The 18,438-nt window shown below is 63.6% G+C and carries 18 protein-coding genes; 16 read left to right on the forward strand and 2 right to left on the reverse strand.

From position 1 onward, the window contains the following. The first annotated feature begins 5 nt into the window (after window positions 1-5). From ACTIFE_RS06860 to ACTIFE_RS06870, 3 genes are all read left to right on the forward strand, one after another. Complete coding sequence (locus ACTIFE_RS06860) at window positions 6-332, forward strand: nuclear transport factor 2 family protein (RefSeq protein ID WP_439528417.1); 327 nt, start codon at window positions 6-8, stop codon at window positions 330-332. After that, window positions 329-1,111, forward strand: coding sequence for an SDR family oxidoreductase (locus ACTIFE_RS06865; protein ID WP_439528418.1), 783 nt, complete (start codon window positions 329-331; stop codon window positions 1,109-1,111). The genes ACTIFE_RS06860 and ACTIFE_RS06865 overlap by 4 nt, the downstream gene beginning before the upstream one ends. Before the next feature lie 115 nt (window positions 1,112-1,226). Continuing rightward, window positions 1,227-1,850, forward strand: a complete 624-nt coding sequence (locus tag ACTIFE_RS06870) for a LysE family translocator (RefSeq protein ID WP_439528419.1) — start codon at window positions 1,227-1,229, stop codon at window positions 1,848-1,850. 19 nt (window positions 1,851-1,869) lie between these two features. Here the strand turns inward: ACTIFE_RS06870 and ACTIFE_RS06875 are convergent, their stop codons facing one another. Further along, window positions 1,870-3,090, reverse strand: a complete 1,221-nt coding sequence (locus ACTIFE_RS06875) for an ROK family transcriptional regulator (protein WP_439528420.1) — start codon at window positions 3,088-3,090, stop codon at window positions 1,870-1,872. A 245-nt stretch (window positions 3,091-3,335) separates the two neighbouring features. Between ACTIFE_RS06875 and ACTIFE_RS06880 the strand changes: the two genes are divergently transcribed. From ACTIFE_RS06880 to ACTIFE_RS06925, 10 genes are all read left to right on the forward strand, one after another. Then, window positions 3,336-4,574: an extracellular solute-binding protein gene (locus ACTIFE_RS06880; protein WP_439528421.1), complete on the forward strand. Its 1,239-nt coding sequence runs from the start codon at window positions 3,336-3,338 to the stop codon at window positions 4,572-4,574. Window positions 4,575-4,606: 32 nt separating this feature from the next. After that, window positions 4,607-5,500, forward strand: a complete 894-nt coding sequence (locus ACTIFE_RS06885; protein ID WP_439528422.1) for a carbohydrate ABC transporter permease — start codon at window positions 4,607-4,609, stop codon at window positions 5,498-5,500. Next, entirely contained in the window at window positions 5,497-6,336 is an 840-nt protein-coding gene (locus ACTIFE_RS06890; protein ID WP_439528423.1) for a carbohydrate ABC transporter permease, read from the forward strand. The genes ACTIFE_RS06885 and ACTIFE_RS06890 overlap by 4 nt, the downstream gene beginning before the upstream one ends. 39 nt (window positions 6,337-6,375) lie before the next feature. Beyond that, window positions 6,376-7,491, forward strand: coding sequence for an ABC transporter ATP-binding protein (locus ACTIFE_RS06895; protein ID WP_439528424.1), 1,116 nt, complete (start codon window positions 6,376-6,378; stop codon window positions 7,489-7,491). Further along, window positions 7,488-8,447, forward strand: coding sequence for a glucokinase (locus tag ACTIFE_RS06900; protein ID WP_439528425.1), 960 nt, complete (start codon window positions 7,488-7,490; stop codon window positions 8,445-8,447). The genes ACTIFE_RS06895 and ACTIFE_RS06900 overlap by 4 nt, the downstream gene beginning before the upstream one ends. Before the next feature lie 262 nt (window positions 8,448-8,709). Beyond that, the gene (locus tag ACTIFE_RS06905; RefSeq protein WP_439528426.1) at window positions 8,710-9,366 is read left to right on the forward strand and encodes an HAD-IA family hydrolase; all 657 of its coding nucleotides are present in this window, start codon (window positions 8,710-8,712) and stop codon (window positions 9,364-9,366) included. Window positions 9,367-9,408: 42 nt separating this feature from the next. Then, window positions 9,409-10,479: an ABC transporter ATP-binding protein gene (locus ACTIFE_RS06910; RefSeq protein WP_439528427.1), complete on the forward strand. Its 1,071-nt coding sequence runs from the start codon at window positions 9,409-9,411 to the stop codon at window positions 10,477-10,479. A gap of 77 nt (window positions 10,480-10,556) precedes the next feature. Then, window positions 10,557-11,795, forward strand: a complete 1,239-nt coding sequence (locus tag ACTIFE_RS06915; RefSeq protein ID WP_439528428.1) for an extracellular solute-binding protein — start codon at window positions 10,557-10,559, stop codon at window positions 11,793-11,795. Between the two features lie 71 nt (window positions 11,796-11,866). After that, a complete protein-coding gene (locus ACTIFE_RS06920) occupies window positions 11,867-12,787 on the forward strand; it encodes a carbohydrate ABC transporter permease (protein WP_106753593.1) in 921 nt (306 codons plus the stop codon). Continuing rightward, complete coding sequence (locus ACTIFE_RS06925; protein WP_439528429.1) at window positions 12,784-13,647, forward strand: carbohydrate ABC transporter permease; 864 nt, start codon at window positions 12,784-12,786, stop codon at window positions 13,645-13,647. Before ACTIFE_RS06920 ends, ACTIFE_RS06925 begins: the two co-directional genes overlap by 4 nt. Window positions 13,648-13,858: 211 nt before the next feature. Here the strand turns inward: ACTIFE_RS06925 and ACTIFE_RS06930 are convergent, their stop codons facing one another. Beyond that, window positions 13,859-14,707, reverse strand: coding sequence for a MurR/RpiR family transcriptional regulator (locus ACTIFE_RS06930; RefSeq protein WP_439528430.1), 849 nt, complete (start codon window positions 14,705-14,707; stop codon window positions 13,859-13,861). 196 nt (window positions 14,708-14,903) lie between these two features. On the opposite strand from ACTIFE_RS06930, the gene ACTIFE_RS06935 reads away from it, so the two are divergent. The 3 genes from ACTIFE_RS06935 (at window position 14,904) to ACTIFE_RS06945 (ending at window position 18,411) form a co-directional block, all read left to right on the forward strand. Then, the gene (locus ACTIFE_RS06935) at window positions 14,904-15,776 is read left to right on the forward strand and encodes a BadF/BadG/BcrA/BcrD ATPase family protein (RefSeq protein WP_439528431.1); all 873 of its coding nucleotides are present in this window, start codon (window positions 14,904-14,906) and stop codon (window positions 15,774-15,776) included. 126 nt (window positions 15,777-15,902) lie between these two features. Then, the gene (gene murQ, locus ACTIFE_RS06940; RefSeq protein ID WP_439528432.1) at window positions 15,903-16,835 is read left to right on the forward strand and encodes an N-acetylmuramic acid 6-phosphate etherase; all 933 of its coding nucleotides are present in this window, start codon (window positions 15,903-15,905) and stop codon (window positions 16,833-16,835) included. Window positions 16,836-16,938: 103 nt separating this feature from the next. After that, the gene (locus tag ACTIFE_RS06945; RefSeq protein ID WP_439528493.1) at window positions 16,939-18,411 is read left to right on the forward strand and encodes an ABC transporter substrate-binding protein; all 1,473 of its coding nucleotides are present in this window, start codon (window positions 16,939-16,941) and stop codon (window positions 18,409-18,411) included. Window positions 18,412-18,438 lie beyond the last annotated feature (27 nt).

Raw genomic sequence — 18,438 nt, forward strand, 5'->3', positions numbered from 1 at the left:
ACCCCATGCCGATCCTCCTTCCGGCCCCCATTGCGGCCTATTTTGCCGCCGATCAGAAAGACGGCAGCGCCGTCGCCCAATGTTTCACCGAGACAGCGACTGTTGTGGACGAACGCCAGACCCACTCCGGGCACGACGCCATCGGCCGGTGGAAAACGGCGGCATCTGCAAAGTTCAGCTACACGACCGAACCGTTCGCGATCAGCGAGAAAGATGGCCAGACGATCATCCTCGCACGTGTCGAAGGCAACTTTCCCGGAAGCCCGGTCAACCTGCAATACGCCTTCGTTCTGGACGAGGGCCGGATCGCCAGACTGGAGATCACAGCATGAGTTTCGATCTCAACCTTGCAGGCAAACGCGCGTTCGTCACTGGCGGAACAAAGGGGATTGGCGCGGCCATCGTCGATGCGCTGCATGGAGCGGGCGCCCGCGTGGTGACCACCGCCCGCACCTTGCCCGAGCATTCACCGGAGGGCGTGCACTTCATCGCCGCCGATCTCCTGCATCCGGAAGGGTGCACGGCGGCTGCCGAAGCGGTGCTTGAACATCTGGGCGGGGTAGACATCATCGTCCATGTGGTCGGTGGCTCCACCGCACCCGGCGGCGGCTTTGCGGCGCTGGACGACGCGGAATGGTTCAAGGAACTGAACTGGAACCTGATGTCGGCCGTGCGCCTCGACCGGGCGCTTCTGCCGCAAATGATCGATCAAGGTTCTGGTGTGATCGTGCATATCACCTCGATCCAGAACCGCTTGCCACTGCCGGAATCCACGACGGCCTACGCCGCCGCCAAGGCCGCCCTGTCGACCTACAGCAAGAGCTTGTCGAAAGAAGTCGCCCCCAAGGGCATCCGCGTGGTGCGGGTTTCGCCGGGCTGGGTCGAGACCGAGGCCGCAACTGCCCTGATCGAGCGCGTCGCCGAGCAGGCCGGCAGCGACCATGCGGGCGGCAAGACGATCATCATGAATGCATTGGGCGGCATCCCGCTCGGCCGCCCGGCGATGCCAACAGAAGTCGCTGATCTGGTCGCCTTCGTCGTCTCCCCCCGCGCGGGGGCCGTGACCGGCACTGAGTTCGTCATTGATGGAGGGACAATCCCGACGAGCTAGGATGTCGCGCGGGTAACCGAATGCACTGCCGAAGGCCCGCAATTTCCCGCGTGACGGCTTCGCAGGAGTAGGACACTGTAGGAACAACCAGTGTCCTACTCGGAAGCCAGCTGCCATGAGCCCGGAATTTCTCCTGACCACGCTCCTCGTCGTCGCCTCCCCGGGTACCGGGGTCGTCGTAACCCTGGCCGCCGGATTGTCCGGCGGCTGGCGCCGGGCGGTAGCGGCAGCCTTTGGCTGCACGCTGGGCATCATTCCGCACATGCTGGCCGCAATCACCGGGCTGGCGACGCTTCTGAGCACCAGTCCCCTGGCCTTCGATATCCTGAAGATCGGCGGGATCGCCTATCTCCTGTGGATGGCCTGGACAAGCCTCAAGGACGACGGACCGCTGAAGATCGAGGCGGGTGACCCGGCGCAGGAGAAGACGTCCGGGACCTTGCGTGTCATCGTCAATGCGGTGGCCCTGAACCTGCTCAATCCGAAGTTGCCACTGTTCTTTGTCGCCTTCCTGCCGCAGTTCATGGATCCTGAAGGCCCGGACGCCGTCGGCCAGTTGCTGGTGCTGTCCGGGATTTTCATGGCCCTGACCTTCGCCGTCTTCGCGCTCTATGGCATCTTTGCTGCGACACTGCGCGACCGGCTTGTCCGCCAGCCGCGCATTGTCGTCTGGCTGCGGCGCGGCTTTGCGGCAGCCTTTGTCGGCCTCGGCGTGAAACTCGCCGGCACGACCGTTTGACACCAGCACCTGCGGACGCTCACTCGGCCTGCAGCACCAGTTGCGAAACCGAGGGGGCGAACAGCGCCTCGACAGCGGCCGCCGACGCGCCCAGCGCCACCGCCCGGGTGCCGGACGTGCCGACATGGATCCGCCGTGCCCCCGGGGTGCTGGGGGCAAGGCGCGGCAGCAGCGGCAAGGCCCGCTGCAGCAACGCCGCAAGAAACTCCGGCGCGATGATGCCGCCAAGGATGATTGCTTCCGGGTCCAGCATCATCTCGACAATGTTGATCGCCTGGCGCAGATAGGGCGCGACCTCGTCCATCCAAGCCAAAACTGCCGGATCGCCTGCCGCAAACAGCTGCTCGATCCGCACCAGCGACTGGCCGAGCGCCGGGTCGAGCCCGAGCCGCTCACAAAGGGCGTTGAGCGACAGATAGCGCTCCAGGCAACCGGAACTGCCGCAGGAACAGGCAAGGCCCCCGGGCTGCACCTGGATATGGCCGATTTCGCCTGCTTTCTTGCTCGGCCCCGGATAGATCGCCCCGTTGAGGACAAAGCCGGCGCCAAGCCCCACCCCGAACTGGATGAAGGCGAAATTGCCATAGTCCCGGCCAAGCCCGTAAACATGCTCGCCCAAAGCAGCGGCCGAGGCGTCATTTTGCAGCACGACCGGCAGTTTCAGGGCGTCAGACAGGAACTTCAGGTTCTCCGGCAAGCCAAATTCTGTGAAGGTTGTGGCATCGGACGATGACGACAGATGCTGCAGTTCTTCCGCGTCCGCCGCAAAGGGGCCCGGTGCTGCAAGGCCGACGCCGAACACGCGCGCCGCTTCGCTTGGATGGGTTGACCGAAACTCCTGCACCAGGTCCAGCACCAGTGCATTGGCTGACGCCGTTGACGGTGCCGCCAGGTGCCCGGTTCCTGTCCAGACAATAGTTCCAAGGAGATCGCAGGCGATGGCGGTGACGGCGAGCCGGTCGACGTGAAAGCCGAGACTGTAGGAATGGCCGGCCCGGATCTGCACATTCATGCCCGGATGCCCCCGGCCTGATGCCTTGCCCGCGTGCAGTTCGACGATGCCCTCGGCTTCAAGTTCCGCGACGATGTTCTGCACCGTCTGGCGTGACAGCGAGGTGATATCCGCGATCTCCGACCGTCCGATCGGGCCGCGCGTCCGGATGATTTCGAGCACGACACGATGATTGTGCGTCTTGGCACGGGTCAGATTGGTTCCGCGTGTGCGAAAGGATGTTGCCATGCCCGGATCCACCGCCCTCGTCCTGTGTTCCTGCCATTTGTTTAGACGCCACATGAGGCCTGCGCCAGCCCGGATTGCATGCAGGTTGCATGAAAGTCCCCGTCAGGGCGGCTCGAACCACTGTTTCGGGTGTTGCGCTGCACGCGGCCCAAACATCCCAATTATTTTTTCCAGCAAATTGACAAATAAAATACGCCGGCTAGGATGCCGCTGCTCATTTGCAAATAACCGGAGGGCAAACCAGAATGAGACGACTGCTTATCCTTGGCACCGCAGCGGCGGCGCTCTTGATGAATTCCGCGGCCTTTGCCGAAACGACGCTCAATGCGCTGTTCATGAGCCAGGCCGCCTACAGCGAAGCCGACATCAAAGCGATGACGGCGGATTTCGAGAAAGCCAACCCGGGCGTCAAGGTCGCGCTCGAGTTCGTCCCTTACGAGGCGCTGCATGACAAGATCGTGGCCGCGTCCGGCGCGGGTGCCGATGGCTATGACGTCGTGCTGTTCGACGTGATCTGGCCGGCCGAATTCGCCACACGTGGCTTCCTGGCAGATGTCAGCGACCGGATCCCGGCCGACGCCACCGATAAGATCTTCGACGGCGCCTGGACCACGGTGGAATATGACGGCAAGCGCTATGGCATGCCCTGGATCCTCGATACCAAGTATCTCTTCTACAACGAGGACATGCTGAAGCAGGCCGGCATCGCCAATCCGCCGAAGACCTGGGCCGAACTTGCCACCCAGGCCAAGACAATCAAGGACAAGGGGCTGGTCCAGTATCCGCTGGTCTGGAGCTGGTCGCAGGCCGAAGCCATGATCTGCGACTTCACCACCCTGACGGCCGCCAATGGCGGGGCCTTCTTCGAGGAAGGTCAGCCAGTCTTTGCTTCGGGCGGTGCCCGTGATGCCCTCGCCTACATGAAGCAGACACTGGACGATGGCCTCACCAACCCGGCCTCGCGCGAGTATCTGGAAGAAGACGTCCGCCGCGTGTTCTCCAATGGCGAGGCGGCCTTTGCCCTGAACTGGACCTATATGAACGCGATGGCCAATGATCCGGCCGAGAGCAAGGTCGCCGGCAAGGTCAAGGTCACGTCGGCACCGGGTGTCAACGGCAAGTCGGTCGCCTCAGGCGTCAACGGCTCCATGGGCCTTGGCATTCCTTCCAACAGCCCGCATGCGGACGAAGCCTGGAAATACATCGCTCACCTGACGGACCAGTCGGTGCAGGAGACCTATTCCAAGCTCAGCCTGCCGATCTGGAAGGCGTCCTATGACAATCCGAAGGTCGCCGAGGGCCAGGAGGACCTGATCACCGCTGCCAAGCAGTCGATCGCGGTCATGTATCCGCGCCCGCTGGTGCCGTCCTACACGGAAGTCTCCGACATCCTGCAGAAGAACCTGCACAAGGCGCTTCTGGGTGAGGCCAGCGTCGACGAAGCCCTCACCGCCGCTGCCGACCGCGTCAAGCGCATCCGCTGATCGCACAAGCAGACGAAAAGGAAGCAGGACCCATGCTTGGCCGGCGCCAGATACGCGAAAAATGGATGTTGCTGGTGCCGGCCATGGCGGTGCTCGGGGTGATTACCCTTGTACCCCTGGTCAACACGCTCTGGCTCAGTTTCACCGATGCAAAGATCACGGCGATCGTCACGCCGGTGAAGCTGATCGGACTGGAAAACTACGTCTATGCTCTGACCGACCCGGACTTCCAGGAGGCGCTGTGGCGCACCCTCTACTTCACCGTTGTCTCGGTCGGACTGGAAGTTGCTCTGGGGATCAGCATCGCGCTGCTCCTCAACCAGGAATTCCGCGGCCGCACGCTGCTGCGGGCCCTGATCATCCTGCCCTGGGCTGTCCCGACAATCGTCAATGCGGTTGCCTGGCGACTGATCTATCACCCGGACTATGGCGCGCTGAACTCGCTGCTGTTCCAGCTCGGCGTCATCTCGAGCTACCAGAGCTGGATCGGCAGCACCCAGTTGGCGCTCAACATGGTGATCCTCGCCGACGTCTGGAAGAACTTCCCGCTGGTGGTCTATGTGGCGCTTGCCGCACTGCAGACCGTGCCCGGCGATCTCCTGAAGGCTGCGGCCATCGAGGGGGCCGGACCGTGGAAGCGGTTTCGCGCGATCACCCTGCCCTGGATCGCCGGACCGCTGCTCGTGGTCATCGTCCTGCGCACCATCGAGGCCTTCCGCGTCTTCGACATTGTCTATGTCATGACCGGCGGCGGCCCGGCCGACAGCACCAAGACGGCGAGCTTCTACGTCTACCAGGAATATTTCAACTACCTGCGCAGCGGCAGCGGCGCGTCCTATGCCGTCCTGGTTGCCGGCATCAGCGCGGTGCTCATCCTCGCCTATTACGCCGCCGCGCGCCGGCAGGACCAAGGGAGCCGGACATGAGACGCACCCCTTTTCAGTCAGTTCTGGTCTACGGAGCAGCTGTTCTCGTTGCCCTGTTCACCACGGCCCCGCTGATCTGGCTCGCCTTGATGAGCGTCAGTGCCCCCGCCGACCTGACCGAAGTGCCCCTGCGCTGGATCCCGTCGGAATTCGACTTCAGCCGGTATCAGGCCCTGTTCGACCTTGAGAATGGCGCCGGCGAACGCTTTCTAAGTGCCCTGCGCAATTCACTGCTGGTGGCAGGGGCTGCCACCGCCCTGGCCCTCTTGGTCGCCGTGCCGGCGGCCTATTCCTTCTCGCGCCGCCGTGCGCCGATGGTGCTGCTCTTTGCGTTCCTGGCAACGATCATGATGCCGCCGATCACCTATGTGCTGCCGCTTTACAGCGCTTTCTCCGGACTGGGGCTCCTGAACAGCAAGGTGACGCTGGTGATCGTCTACACGGCCATGCTGCTGCCCTTCGCGATCTGGCTGATGAAGACCAACATCGACATGCTGCCGGTGGAAGTGGAACAAGCGGCCTTCATGGAGGGGGCATCGACGGGGTTCACACTTCGAACGGTCGTACTGCCTCTCGCCCTGCCCGCCATCGCGGCGACAGCCATGCTGTCGTTCCTGGTCGCCTGGGATGAGTTCTTCTATGCCCTCATCTTCACCAACGACCTGACGGCCAAGACCCTGCCGGTGGCCATTGCCGATTTCGCGGCCGGCCGCGTCACCGATTATGGCGTCATCGCGTCCGTGGGCGTGATGGCCACCCTGCCCCCCGCCCTTCTGGCCATCTGCTTCCAGAAATTCATCGTCTCGGGACTTGTTGCCGGCTCCGTCAAGGGCTGAGCGCACCGGAAGAAAGAGATCGAAAGGTCACGCATGGCCATGACGTCACATCCCATCCTGTCCGTCGAACGGCTCGAGAAGCGCTACGGCGACGTGCATGTCCTCAAGGACATCAATGTCGCCATGCAGCCGGGCGACTTCCTCGTTCTCGTCGGCCCGTCGGGCTGCGGCAAGTCCACCCTGCTCGGCTGCATCGCCGGCCTGTCGGACGTCACCTCCGGGACCATCCGCATCGCCGGCGAGGACCGCACCCACGCGGAACCGGCCAGCCGCGACATCGCCATGGTGTTCCAGTCCTACGCCCTGTTCCCGAACATGACGGTCGGCCGCAACATCGGCTTCGGCCTTGAAGTGCGCAAACTTCCGCAAGCAGCGCGCGAGGCCAAAGTGCGCGAGGTTGCCGAGCTTCTGAAGATCAGCCATCTCCTCGAACGCAAGCCGGCCGAACTCTCCGGCGGCCAGCGCCAGCGCGTTGCCATGGGCCGCGCCCTTGTGCGCGAGCCGAAGCTGTTCCTGTTCGACGAGCCGCTGTCCAATCTCGATGCCAAGCTGCGGGTCACCATGCGCACCGAGATCAAGCGCATGCATCAGACAACCGGCGCCTCGATCATCTATGTCACCCATGACCAGATCGAGGCGATGACGCTCGCCACCCGCATCGTCGTCATGAAGGACGGCGTGGTTCAGCAGATCGGCACGCCCAAGGAGATTTACGACACGCCGGTCAACACCTTTGTCGCTGATTTCATGGGCGCACCGGCCATGAACTTGATGCCGGCCAGGGTCAGCCGACAGGACGGCGCAACCCGCATCGAGATTGCTACGTCCGGCGGTCAGCCGCTGGTGCTCACCGACTACGGCAATGCACCGGCGCTTTTGCCCGAAAGCCCTGCCGACCTGATCGTCGGCCTGCGACCGGAGGCGATGACCGATGCCGAACAGGTCGACGGCCGCCTTATCCAGCGCGCCGACTGTCTTCTGGATGTGGTCGAGCCCGCCGGCGCCGATACCTATGCCGTGATTACCCTGGGCGGAACGGAAGCGATCGCGCGCCTGTCGGGCGATGCCACGGTCACCGCCGGCGAGATCGTGCCCCTTTCCTTCAATCTCTCGAAGATCTCCTACTTTGACCCGCACTCTGGACAACGCCTATGAGCCTCGCCCTCGGACTGGCCGCCGACATCGGCGGCACCAACACCCGTCTCGCGCTGGTCGAAAATGGCCGTGTGCGCGAGGACACGATCGTGCGCTACAGCAACGCCGATTATGAGACGCCGGAAGCGGCGATCGGAGCCTATCTGTCGGAGGCCGGAACGCCCCGCTGCGGCGCGGCCGTGCTTGCCATCGCCGCGCCGATTTCCGGCACGCGCATCGAGATGACCAATCACAGCTGGGTCTTTGAAGCGTCCTCGCTGTCGCGCCTCCTCGGTGATGCCCGCGTCGAATTCCTCAATGATTTCGAGGCGCTGGCCCATTCACTGGAAAACCTCAACGAGGACCGGCTCGTGCCGGTGCAGATCCCGGCCGAGAGCCCCCCGGCCAATGGCACCCGCGTGGTTGTCGGCGCAGGCACGGGCTTCAATGCAGCTGCCCTCTATCCGCCCCGTGATGGCGGCCGGGGCACGGTTGGAACGGGGGAATGCGGACACATGACCCTGCCGGTCGAAACGGCCCGGCACCTGTCCTTGCGCGACTACCTTGCCCGTGGCCGTGGCCGGGCATCGGTGGAGCGTGCGCTGTCCGGCTCGGGTCTGCGCGAAGTCTATGAATGGCATTGCATTGAGGCGGGACAGTCGCCGGGTCCGCTGTCGCCGGCCGAGATCGCTGCGGCCGCGCGGGCCGGAACCGATCCGATCTCAGTTGCCACCGCGAGGGCCTGGATGGACATCCTCGGCCGGGTCGCCGGCGACATCGCCCTTGTGTTCATGGCCCTGGGCGGCGTCTATCTCACCGGCGGCGTTGCCCGCAGCCTGCAGCCGTTCCTGTCGGAGCCGGAATTCCTCGCCGCCTTCCGCGCCAAGGGCCGGCAGACCGGATTGGTGTCCGCCATCCCGGTCTGTCTGCTCGACGACGACTTCGCCGCCCTCGCCGGCTGTGCGGCGCGGATGTGAAAGGCCAAACATACCCTGCACGGACGACGCCCGCGATGCCCGGCACGCGGGCGTTGTCATGTCCACCTCGCCAAGAATGACATCGGTTCCGAACACGAGGCAAACCGCACAAAATTAATTAATAATTCTTTACATTGCCCAAAGGTTGGAATTTAATATTCCAATCCGGGCCGGCGATCAGCACCTCGCTCCATCAGACCAGCCCGAACGCAACGACCGGAACGGCGTATGCCTGGCTCAGCCGGGCGAGGGGAAGCGGGAGATGAACCAGGCTGACGTCCTGTTCGTGTTCGATGTCGGCGGCGTGCTGATCGAGCTCGATCCAGCTGCGCGCGATGCCGCGCTTGTCGCCGGCCGCAAGGCCGATGCGGGACACCCCGATTTCACCGCCCTGCCCCGTGGCCTGATGCGCGATTTCAGGCTGGGCCTCGTCGACGAGCCGGCCTATCTGGCTGCTTTGTCGGCTCATTTTGACGTTTCCACCGATACGATCCTGGCAGCCGAAGACGCCTATATCGCCGGCATCAACGCTGACATGGTCGGCTTTGTCCGGATTCTCAAGCAGCGCTACCGCGTGGTCTGTCTGTCGAACACGCAGGCGATCCACTGGCGCCGGGTGTCTCAATCGCTGCTCGGACCGGACCTGTTCCATGCCGACTACCTGTCGCACGTGCTGCATCAGGAAAAGCCGGATCCGGCGATCTACCGGACCCTTGTCGCAGCGGAAGCAGCGCAAGATCGCCGGATCATCTTCATCGACGACACCGGCGAGAACATTGACGCGGCACGGGACCTGGGCTGGACCGATACGCTGCTGCATGTCTCGCCCGGTGACACGATTGCCGCCGTCGCCGACCTGCTGGGGCTCCCGGACGAAACGGCCCCGGAAGATGAGCCGGCAACCGGTACCCGTCACTGATCAAACGACACATGAAGGGCCGCTTGGCCGGAGCAAGACGAGATGGCGCAACTCTCCCTCAGGGGCATCAGGAAGCGGTTCAAGGCACTGGAGGTTCTGCATGGCATCGACCTTGAGATCAGTCACGGCGAGCTGATCGTCTTCGTCGGCCCTTCGGGCTGCGGCAAGTCGACCCTGCTGCGTCTCATTGCAGGCCTTGATCCGATCAGCGACGGCGATTTCTTCCTCAACGGCCGGCGCATGAACGAGGTCGCCCCGTCACGGCGCGGCATCGCCATGGTGTTCCAGTCCTATGCGCTCTATCCGCATATGGATGTCTACGAGAACATGGCCTTCGGCGCGCGCCTGATGGGCCTGACAAAGACCGAGGTCGAATCGCGCATTGCTGATGCGGCCCGCATGCTGCGGCTGGAACCCTTGATGCAGCGCAAGCCGCGCGAACTCTCCGGCGGCCAGCGCCAGCGCGTCGCCATTGGCCGCGCCCTGGTGCGCAAGCCCGAGTTGCTGCTGCTGGACGAGCCCCTGTCCAACCTCGATGCGGCACTGCGCTCCGACGTGCGGCTGGAAATCGCCAAGCTGCACCGCGACATCGGCGGCACCACCATCTACGTCACCCACGACCAGGTCGAGGCGATGACGCTGGCCGACCGCATCGTCGTCATGAACCAGGGGCGGATCGAGCAGTTCGGCACGCCGCGCGAGCTTTATGAAACGCCAGCCAACACCTTCGTTGCCACCTTCATCGGTTCTCCGCGCATGGCGCTGCTGCCCGTCACCCGCGACGGGACCCGTCTCGGCCTTGAAGGCTCCGGATCCGTCGAGGCCGGCGACATCCGCACCGGGGACGCCCGCGAGTTGACCCTCGGCGTGCGGCCGGACGGACTGGTCCTGCGGCCTGCGGACGCTGCAACCGGCCTGGCCGCCAAGGTCGTCTATACCGAGTATCTCGGCGACAACGCCTTTGTTTACGCCCGCCTCAACGAGGGCACCCTCGTCAGCATCCGCTGCAGTCCCGACACCCGGCCGGAGCCGGACTGCGAGGTCCGCGTCGATCTCCTGCCGGGCAAGGCGCATGTCTTTCACCGAACCTCAGGCGAGCGCCTGCCCGCCTGACTGCCGGCCCCGGTGGCAGACCTGTCGCCGGCAAGCCCCACCAACACGCTGCACGCAGACCGAAGAGAGAGGAACAGATGAGAAAGACCTTCATTCGCACCACAGCCGCGCTCGGCGCCCTGCTGATGGCCCTGCCCGTCATGGCCCAGGAGCTGACGTTCTGGAGCTGGCGCCAGGAAGACAGGGCCCAGTACGAGAAGTTCATCGACGCTTTCGAGGCGCAGAACCCGGGCATCACGGTGAAGTTCGAGGCCTTCGAGGCCGCGAACTACAACACCATCCTGTCGACGGCGCTGGCTGGCGGCACCGGACCGGACCTGTTCATGTCCCGCGCCTATGGCGGGCTGGAAACGGTTGCCAGCGCCGGCCACCTGATGCCGCTGGACAGCACCAAAATCCCGGCGCTTGCCGATTTCACCCCGGCGGCCCTCAACGCCCAGACGATGCGCTCGGACAAGACGCTCTATGGCGTGCCTTTTGCCAGCCAGACCATGCTGGTGATCTACAACAAGGACCTGTTCGACAAGAACGGCATTGCCGAGCCCAAGACCTTCGACGAGCTGAAGGCCGCCGCCGAAAAGCTGAAGGCCGCCGGCCTGATGCCTTTTGCCAATGGCACTGCCACCGCCTGGCAGAACGAGACGATCGTCTCCGCGCTCGGGTCCTCGTTCATGGGCAAGAGCTTCTATGAAGACCTGATGGCCGGCAAGGCAGACTTCACCGATCCGCGCTATGTCGAGGCGCTGACCAAGCTGAAGGAAATCTCAGCCTATTTCCCGGACGGCTTCATCGGCCTCGACTATGCCTCGTCGCAGCAACTGTTCACTTCCGGCATGGCGGGCATGTTTGCCGGCGGCTCCTTTGAGCTTGCCAACTTCGCCAAGCAGAACCCGGACCTGAAGCTCGGCGTCTTTGCAGCGCCAGGCAAGTCGGAGGAAGATGAAGCCCTCGTCGGCCTCTTCATCGATGGCGGCTATGCGGCCAATGCCAAGACCAAGCATCCGGAAGCGGCATTGAAGTTCCTCAACTATGTCGCCTCGAAGGACTTCGGCCAGGCCTTTGCCAACGGCCTGCGCAACATCTCGACCGTACCGGGCGTCACCTTCGAGGATCCGCTGCTGGCCGAGGTCGCAGAGCTGAACAAGAACGCCATTCCCTACATCATGCTGGTGCATTTCCGCTTCGGCGAGCCGTCGGGCTCGGTGCTGCTGCAGGGTGAAGTCCAGAAGCTGATGGCCGACAAGGCCACCCCGGCAGAGGTTGGCACCGCGCTGACCACGGGTCTGGCCAACTGGTACGCCCCGTTCAAGAAGTAATCCATCATGGCCCCGGGCGGCATGTCGCCCGGGGCCGCCTTCCGGCACCCCTTCCCCACGAGACCCTCAAGATGTTCGGATCGCCGCTCACCGGCCGCAGGCTCTGGATCGCCGCCCTGATCGTGCCGCCTCTGGCCTTCGTTGCCCTGTTTGTCGTCTATCCGATCCTGTCGGCCTTCGCCTACGCCTTCTTTGAGTGGAAGGGCCTGGCACGGGGCGAGTTCGTCTGGTTCGCCAACTTTCACAAGGTGCTGTTCCAGGAGCCCTATGCCACCTGGACCATCAACGCCTTCCTGCACAATGTCTTCGTGTTCTTCGCGCTGATGGTGCTGCAGAACGGCATCGGCTTCGTGCTGGCCTATTGCCTGTGGCGCGAACTGCCCGGTGCCCGGTTTCACCGCATCGCCGTGTTCCTGCCGGTGGTGCTGTCGACGATCATCGTCGGCTTCCTGTTCAAGCTGTTCCTGCATCCGATCTTCGGCGTCGTGAACATCTCGCTGCGCGCCGTCGGCCTTGGCGGCCTCGCCATGCCCTGGCTCGGCGATGATTCCACCGCATTGATGGCGCTGATCATTGCCAATGCCTGGCACATGGTCGGCTTTCCCACCCTTGTGTTCCTGGCCGGCATGCAGCGCATTCCCGGCGAGATCCTCGATGCCGTGCGCATGGAGACCCAGAGCGAATGGGTGAAGGTGTCGAAGATCGTCTGGCCGCTGGTGGCGCCCAGCGCCACGGTGGTGTTCACGCTTCTCTTCGTCGGCGCCTTCAACTGGTTCGAGCTGCCCTATGTGATGGCCGGGCTTGATGGCTCGCCGCATGGGGCAACGGATGTGCTCGGCCTCTATTTCTACCGCACCGCCTTCGGCAACCAGTCCGGCGGCGCGCAGGATTTCGGCACCGGCAGTGCGCTTGCCGTGCTCATCTTCCTCTTCATCGCCGTCGTCGCCGGTTTCCTCACCATGTATCTGCGCAAGCGGGAGATCCAGCTATGAGCACAGCCGCCATGGGCTACAGTGATCGCTCGGGCCTGATCGGACGCCTGGGACGGGACGGGCTGATCCAGATCATCCTGATTGCCAACACCTTCATCATGCTGGCGCCGATCGTCCTGATGATCTTTTCCGCCTTCAAGACCAACACAGAGATCTTCCAGACGCCCTTCGCGCTGCCCGACTTCACCCATGTGGCGAATATCGGGAAGATCTGGACGGAGACGAATTTCTTCCGCTACCTGGTCAATTCGGCGATTGTCACGGGTACATCCCTGCTGCTCATCCTGACGCTCGGCACGATGGCGGCCTATGCCATCGCCCGGTACCAGTTCACAGGCTCCGGTTTCGTGCTGATGTTCTTCATCGCCGGGCTGACACTGCCGCTGAAGCTCGCGATCATTCCGCTCTTCGTCCTGATGCGGGATCTCGGCGTGCTCAACACGCAGGCCGCGCTTGTCATCATCTATGTCGCCATGGGCCTGCCGACGACGGTCTTCATCATGACCGGCTTCATCCGCACCCTGCCGAACGAGCTGGAAGATGCCGCCCGCATGGACGGGGCGAGCGAAGCCCGCATCATGTGGTCGATCATGCTGCCCCTGGTCCGGCCCGCGATGGTCATCGCCGGGATCCAGAACGTGGTTCCGATCTGGAACGACTTCTTCTTCCCGCTGATTTTCATCCAGTCGGATCACCTGAAGACCCTGCCGCAGGGGCTGACCACCTTCATGGGCGAATACACCACCGACTGGGGCGTGCTCTTTGCCGGCCTGACCCTGTCGGCTGCCCCGATCATCCTGATCTACATCATCCTGTCACGCCAGTTCATCAACGGCATGACAGCCGGCGCAGTGAAGTGACAGACACCCTATCAAGGGCAAGGCTATCGCATATGCAGCCAGACGGCTTTCGAGGCCTCTCAGCCCCCCTCCCTACGAGAGGGAGGGGAGCGGAGAGGCTCCGACAGAGTTGAGCTGTTTCGGCACAGTCCGTCACATCGAACCTGTACAAGACTTCTTAGGCGATGGCCCTGCGGATCAAGGGGGCGCGGCGGAAACGGCTCGCCCTGCCCTAAAGCTTCAGCACTGACACGGCATCCTCGCTGGCGTGGATGAACTCCTGCGCAGAGGGCTGCCGCTGGACGAGGAGGATGAACAGGAGATCCGTCATGGTCAGCTGTGCGTCGCGCGAGGTGATCGCGGATGAGCGCACCCGCTCCTCATCGGCCACTGTATGAAGGCGAATGTCCGCCAGTTCAGACAGGGGATTGGGCGTCAGCCCCGTCAGCGTGATCACGGTCGCGCTGCGTTGGCGCCCGAGCCGGGCAATCTTCAGCGTTTCATGGCTGGTGCCGGAGTAGGACACAGCGAAGAGAATGTCGCGCGCATCCAGCGTCGACACATTGGCGATCTGGACATGGCTGTCGCTGTCGTGGATCACTACGCGGCCGATCTTCAGCAGCTTGTAGGAGAAATCCCGGGCGACGAGTGACGAGGCGCCCACACCGGCCATGAAAATCCGGCGTGCGCCGTCAAGGGCTTCCAGCGCCCGGCCGATGGTCAGCTCGTCATTGACGGCGACGGTCTGCTGCATCGACATCACCTTGCTGGCAATCAGCTTCTGCAGGATCGTGAGATAGCCGTCGCCGACCTCGATGGTTGAATGGATCATGCCGGGAGGCACCTGCCATTCCTGCGCCTTGGCCTTGCTCACCGCCAGTTTCAGTTCCTGATAGCCGGCATAGCCAAGCTTCTGGCTGAACTTCACCACGCTTGACTGGCTGCGCCCGGTTGCCTCGGCCAGAGCAGCCGAAGACATGACCAGCATGTCATCCGGTCGCTCGACAATGAACTCACCAATCTGCCGGTCGGCGGAGGTCATGGACCCGAGCTTGGCGGTGATGATCTTGAGGACGGACATACGTGAACCTTTCTGCCGCGGAAGACGACGGTGCAGACATTCAACTTGAGGAGACGGCCCTCCGGCCCGGCTGCATCTGCCGTAACGCCAACCGCATACCAGATCGGAATTTATTATTCCAAATTTTTTACAGAAATGGAATGATGGTCCGGCTTCCCGATGCGAGATTCCGCGTTTTCCTGACACGAGCGACACAATGAACACTGAGGCACGATATTTCCTGGGCGTGGATGGCGGCGGCACCGGTTGCCGCGCCCGCATTGTTGACGCCGCAGGCAGGATCCTGGGAGAAGGCAAAGCGGGACCAGCCACCACCCGAATAGGCATTGCCGAGGCCTGGGACTCGATCCGTCAGGCCGCATCGACCGCCGCCACCGGGGCGGGCCTTGGCCCGGATGACCTTGCACGGACCCAGGCTGGCATTGGTCTCGCCGGTCTCAGCCGGCGTGGGGCCCTGGAGGCCCTCAATGCCCTGCCCAACCCGTTCCGCAGCCGGCGCTTCATCAGCGATGCCGCCGCTGCTTGTCTTGGTGCCCATTCCGGCCAGGACGGTGCCATCGTCATCGTCGGCACCGGATCTATCGGCGTCGGATTTCTCGCAGGCATTCATGTGCGGGTCGGCGGCTACGGCTTTCCGGTGTCCGATGAGGGCAGCGGCGCGGACATCGGCCTGAAGGCATTGCAGCAGGCGCTGCGCGCCCATGACGGACGCATCGAGGAAACGCCGCTGCTCGCGGCGCTGCTTGAGCGCTTCAACCGCGATCCGATGGACATCATCGGCTGGATGGACAAGGCAACCGCCACCGACTACGCCACGCTCGCTCCCGAGGTTCTGGCTCATGCCGGCCAGGGCGATGCGGCCGCGCGGGCCATCATTCGTAAGGCAGCAGACGCGATCGACGGTCTCGCCCGCACCCTCTTCGCCCGGGGTGCGGATCGGTTGACCCTGCTTGGCGGGCTGGCCGGCCCTCTGGATCCCTGGATCGCACCGGATGTCCGCCGCCGCCTGAAGCCAGCCGATGGCGATGCCATGTCCGGCGCTATTTTCCTCGCTCGATCCTCGGTTTGAGGCCCCGCAGGACCCGTACAGCACCCTGGACTGCGCCTGTAATGGAATAGTAAATTCCAATCCAGTTTGACATCAGGAATATTTAATTCTAAGCTCTTAACACCCCTTAAGATCTGAGAGGCGTGGATGGAACAGGTGCTCATTTCCGAACTGGAGAAGCTGGTGTCGGAATCGCGCAATCCGCGCACGATGCAGATCGACCTGCTCCCCACAGCCGAGCTTCTGGCGGCCATCAATGCCGAGGACCGGGTCGTACCGGAGGCTGTTGCCCGCGAGCTGCCCGCCATCACCCGCGCCGTCGACCGGATCGTGGAGGCGTTCCAGGCGGGCGGGCGCCTGATCTACATCGGCGCCGGGACCAGCGGCCGGCTTGGCGTTCTTGATGCCTCGGAATGCCCGCCCACCTTTTCGGTGCCCGAAGGCATGGTCGTCGGCCTGATCGCCGGCGGCGACCATGCCCTCAGGCATCCTGTCGAGGGCGCTGAAGATGATCCGGCAGCCGGCCGCGCCATGCTGCAATCGGTTGGAGCCTCGGCAAGGGACGTGATCGTCGGCATCGCGGTCAGCGGCCGTACCCCGTTCGTGATCGGTGCGCTGGACCACGCCAGAGAGCTTGGCGCGACCACAGTGTCCCTCACATGCAATCCCAATTCCACCATCGCCGGCATGGCCGACATCGCGATTTCGCCCGTCGTCGGCCCGGAAATCCTGACCGGTTCGACCCGCATGAAGTCCGGCACCGCGCAGAAGCTGGTGCTCAACATGCTGACCACCGCCAGCATGATCCGCATCGGCAAGAGCTATCAGAACCTGATGGTGGATCTGAATGTCAGCAACCAGAAACTCCATGCCCGCGCCTCGCGCATCGTCATGGAGGCAACCGGCTGCACGCTCGAGGAGGCCCGTGCCTATCTCGATGCAACGGAAAACGACGTGAAACTGGCCATCCTGATTGCACTGACGGGATTGAGCCTCGACGATGCCCGGGCGGCCCTGGCGCGCGCCGGCGGGTTTCTCAGACGCGCCATCAACGAAACCGGGGTCAACCCGGAGGGGTAAGCCGACCGAACGGCATGGAAGTCAACCGACCGCGAGACCAGGGAGGTCCATCGTGAAGCTGAAGACCGCAGGGAAGATCATTTCCACCATCGCGCTGGCCGCGATGCTGGGCACCACAACCTTTGCCACCGCCGCCAGTGCCGCCACCTTGCGCATGGCCTGGTCGCAGGATGCCACGGGCCTTGACCCGCACAAGCAGACGGCCTTTTCCTCGATCCGCCTGCTCGAGCTCATCTATGAGCCGCTGGTTCGTCTCGACGACAAGCTGGAAATCGTGCCGGCGCTGGCCGACAGCTGGGCCTTTGCTGACAACGGCACCAAGCTGACCTTCAAGCTGAACGCTAATGCCAAGTTCCACAACGGCGCCAAGGTCACCCCGGCCGACGTGAAGGCGTCGTTCGAGCGCCTGCTGGACGAGGCAACCGGTGCTGCGGCCCGCGCCAACTTCCTGTCGATCGCCAGCATCGACACGCCGGACGACACGACCGTCGTCTTCAACCTGTCGCAGCCGGACGTTCCGCTGCTGGCCGCGATGGCCGGCATCAACGCCGCCGTCGTTCCGGCGAGCGAAATCGCAGCCGGCTCCATCGGCACCACTGCCATTGGCTCGGGCCCGTTCAAACTCGACAAGTGGGAACCCAACGCCAAGGAAATCCTCACCACCAACAAGGACTGGGCCGGCGGCACGGTCGCCTATGACGGCATCGACATTTCGGTGCTGCCGGACGAGACCGCCATCCTCGCCTCGCTGCGCGCCAAGCAGATCGACTTTGCCCTGATCAACGACCCGCTCGTCGCCACGCTGGTGCCAAACGAGCCGAGCCTCACGCTGAACCGCACGCCGGTGCTTGCCTATCACGTGCTGCAGCTCAACCCGTCGCGCGCGCCGATGAATGAACTGAAGGTGCGCCAGGCGATCTCCTGTGCCGTCAACCGCCAGGATATTCTTGACACGGCCCTGCTCGGCGAAGGCCGCATCACCGGCCCCCTGACCATGCCGGCCTACCAGTCCGATCCGGCGACGTTGTTCTGCTACAGCCAGGACCTCGCCAAGGCCAAGGCCCTGATGGCGGAAGCCGGCAAGGCGGATGGCTTCTCGGCAACCGTGATCGTTGCCACCGGCGAGCCGCCCACCGCCGCCTCCGAGGCGCAGGTGCTGCAGGCGCAGCTCAAGGAGATCGGCATCAATCTCGACATCAAGATGATGGAGCTGAATGTCTATGTCGACACCTGGTTGAAGGGTGATTTCGACATGGCCGTCGCCCTCAATGGTGGCCGTTCCGACCCCTACACCATGTACAACCGCTACTGGACCAAGGCCGGAAACCTGCAGAAGGTCGCCAACTACATCGACGACACGCTCGACAGCCTGATGCAGCAGGGCCGCGTCGAGACCGATCTTGCCAAGCGCAAGGTGATCTTTGCCGAGTTCGAGAAGCACCTGACCGAAATGGCGCCCTGGATCTGGCTCTACACCGGCTACACCTACACCGGTCAACAGAAGACCGTGGACGGCTTCGTGTCCTCGCCCACCGGTTCGCTCTTCGGCTTGACCACGGTCACCCTGAAGCCGTAAGCCGCACGACGATCAAGACGAGGACGG

This window comes from Pannonibacter sp., assembly GCF_051860505.1.
Lineage (GTDB): Bacteria > Pseudomonadota > Alphaproteobacteria > Rhizobiales > Stappiaceae > Pannonibacter.

What these genes read in the sequence shown, in the direction of transcription:
- ACTIFE_RS06860 (WP_439528417.1), top strand. Translation starts at nt 6, where the DNA reads ATGCCGATCCTCCTTCCGGCCCCCATTGCGGCCTATTTTGCCGCCGAT.
- ACTIFE_RS06865 (WP_439528418.1), top strand. Translation starts at nt 329, where the DNA reads ATGAGTTTCGATCTCAACCTTGCAGGCAAACGCGCGTTCGTCACTGGC.
- ACTIFE_RS06870 (WP_439528419.1), top strand. Translation starts at nt 1,227, where the DNA reads ATGAGCCCGGAATTTCTCCTGACCACGCTCCTCGTCGTCGCCTCCCCG.
- ACTIFE_RS06875 (WP_439528420.1), bottom strand. Translation starts at nt 3,090, where the DNA reads ATGGCAACATCCTTTCGCACACGCGGAACCAATCTGACCCGTGCCAAG.
- ACTIFE_RS06880 (WP_439528421.1), top strand. Translation starts at nt 3,336, where the DNA reads ATGAGACGACTGCTTATCCTTGGCACCGCAGCGGCGGCGCTCTTGATG.
- ACTIFE_RS06885 (WP_439528422.1), top strand. Translation starts at nt 4,607, where the DNA reads ATGCTTGGCCGGCGCCAGATACGCGAAAAATGGATGTTGCTGGTGCCG.
- ACTIFE_RS06890 (WP_439528423.1), top strand. Translation starts at nt 5,497, where the DNA reads ATGAGACGCACCCCTTTTCAGTCAGTTCTGGTCTACGGAGCAGCTGTT.
- ACTIFE_RS06895 (WP_439528424.1), top strand. Translation starts at nt 6,376, where the DNA reads ATGACGTCACATCCCATCCTGTCCGTCGAACGGCTCGAGAAGCGCTAC.
- ACTIFE_RS06900 (WP_439528425.1), top strand. Translation starts at nt 7,488, where the DNA reads ATGAGCCTCGCCCTCGGACTGGCCGCCGACATCGGCGGCACCAACACC.
- ACTIFE_RS06905 (WP_439528426.1), top strand. Translation starts at nt 8,710, where the DNA reads ATGAACCAGGCTGACGTCCTGTTCGTGTTCGATGTCGGCGGCGTGCTG.
- ACTIFE_RS06910 (WP_439528427.1), top strand. Translation starts at nt 9,409, where the DNA reads ATGGCGCAACTCTCCCTCAGGGGCATCAGGAAGCGGTTCAAGGCACTG.
- ACTIFE_RS06915 (WP_439528428.1), top strand. Translation starts at nt 10,557, where the DNA reads ATGAGAAAGACCTTCATTCGCACCACAGCCGCGCTCGGCGCCCTGCTG.
- ACTIFE_RS06920 (WP_106753593.1), top strand. Translation starts at nt 11,867, where the DNA reads ATGTTCGGATCGCCGCTCACCGGCCGCAGGCTCTGGATCGCCGCCCTG.
- ACTIFE_RS06925 (WP_439528429.1), top strand. Translation starts at nt 12,784, where the DNA reads ATGAGCACAGCCGCCATGGGCTACAGTGATCGCTCGGGCCTGATCGGA.
- ACTIFE_RS06930 (WP_439528430.1), bottom strand. Translation starts at nt 14,707, where the DNA reads ATGTCCGTCCTCAAGATCATCACCGCCAAGCTCGGGTCCATGACCTCC.
- ACTIFE_RS06935 (WP_439528431.1), top strand. Translation starts at nt 14,904, where the DNA reads ATGAACACTGAGGCACGATATTTCCTGGGCGTGGATGGCGGCGGCACC.
- murQ (WP_439528432.1), top strand. Translation starts at nt 15,903, where the DNA reads ATGGAACAGGTGCTCATTTCCGAACTGGAGAAGCTGGTGTCGGAATCG.
- ACTIFE_RS06945 (WP_439528493.1), top strand. Translation starts at nt 16,939, where the DNA reads ATGCTGGGCACCACAACCTTTGCCACCGCCGCCAGTGCCGCCACCTTG.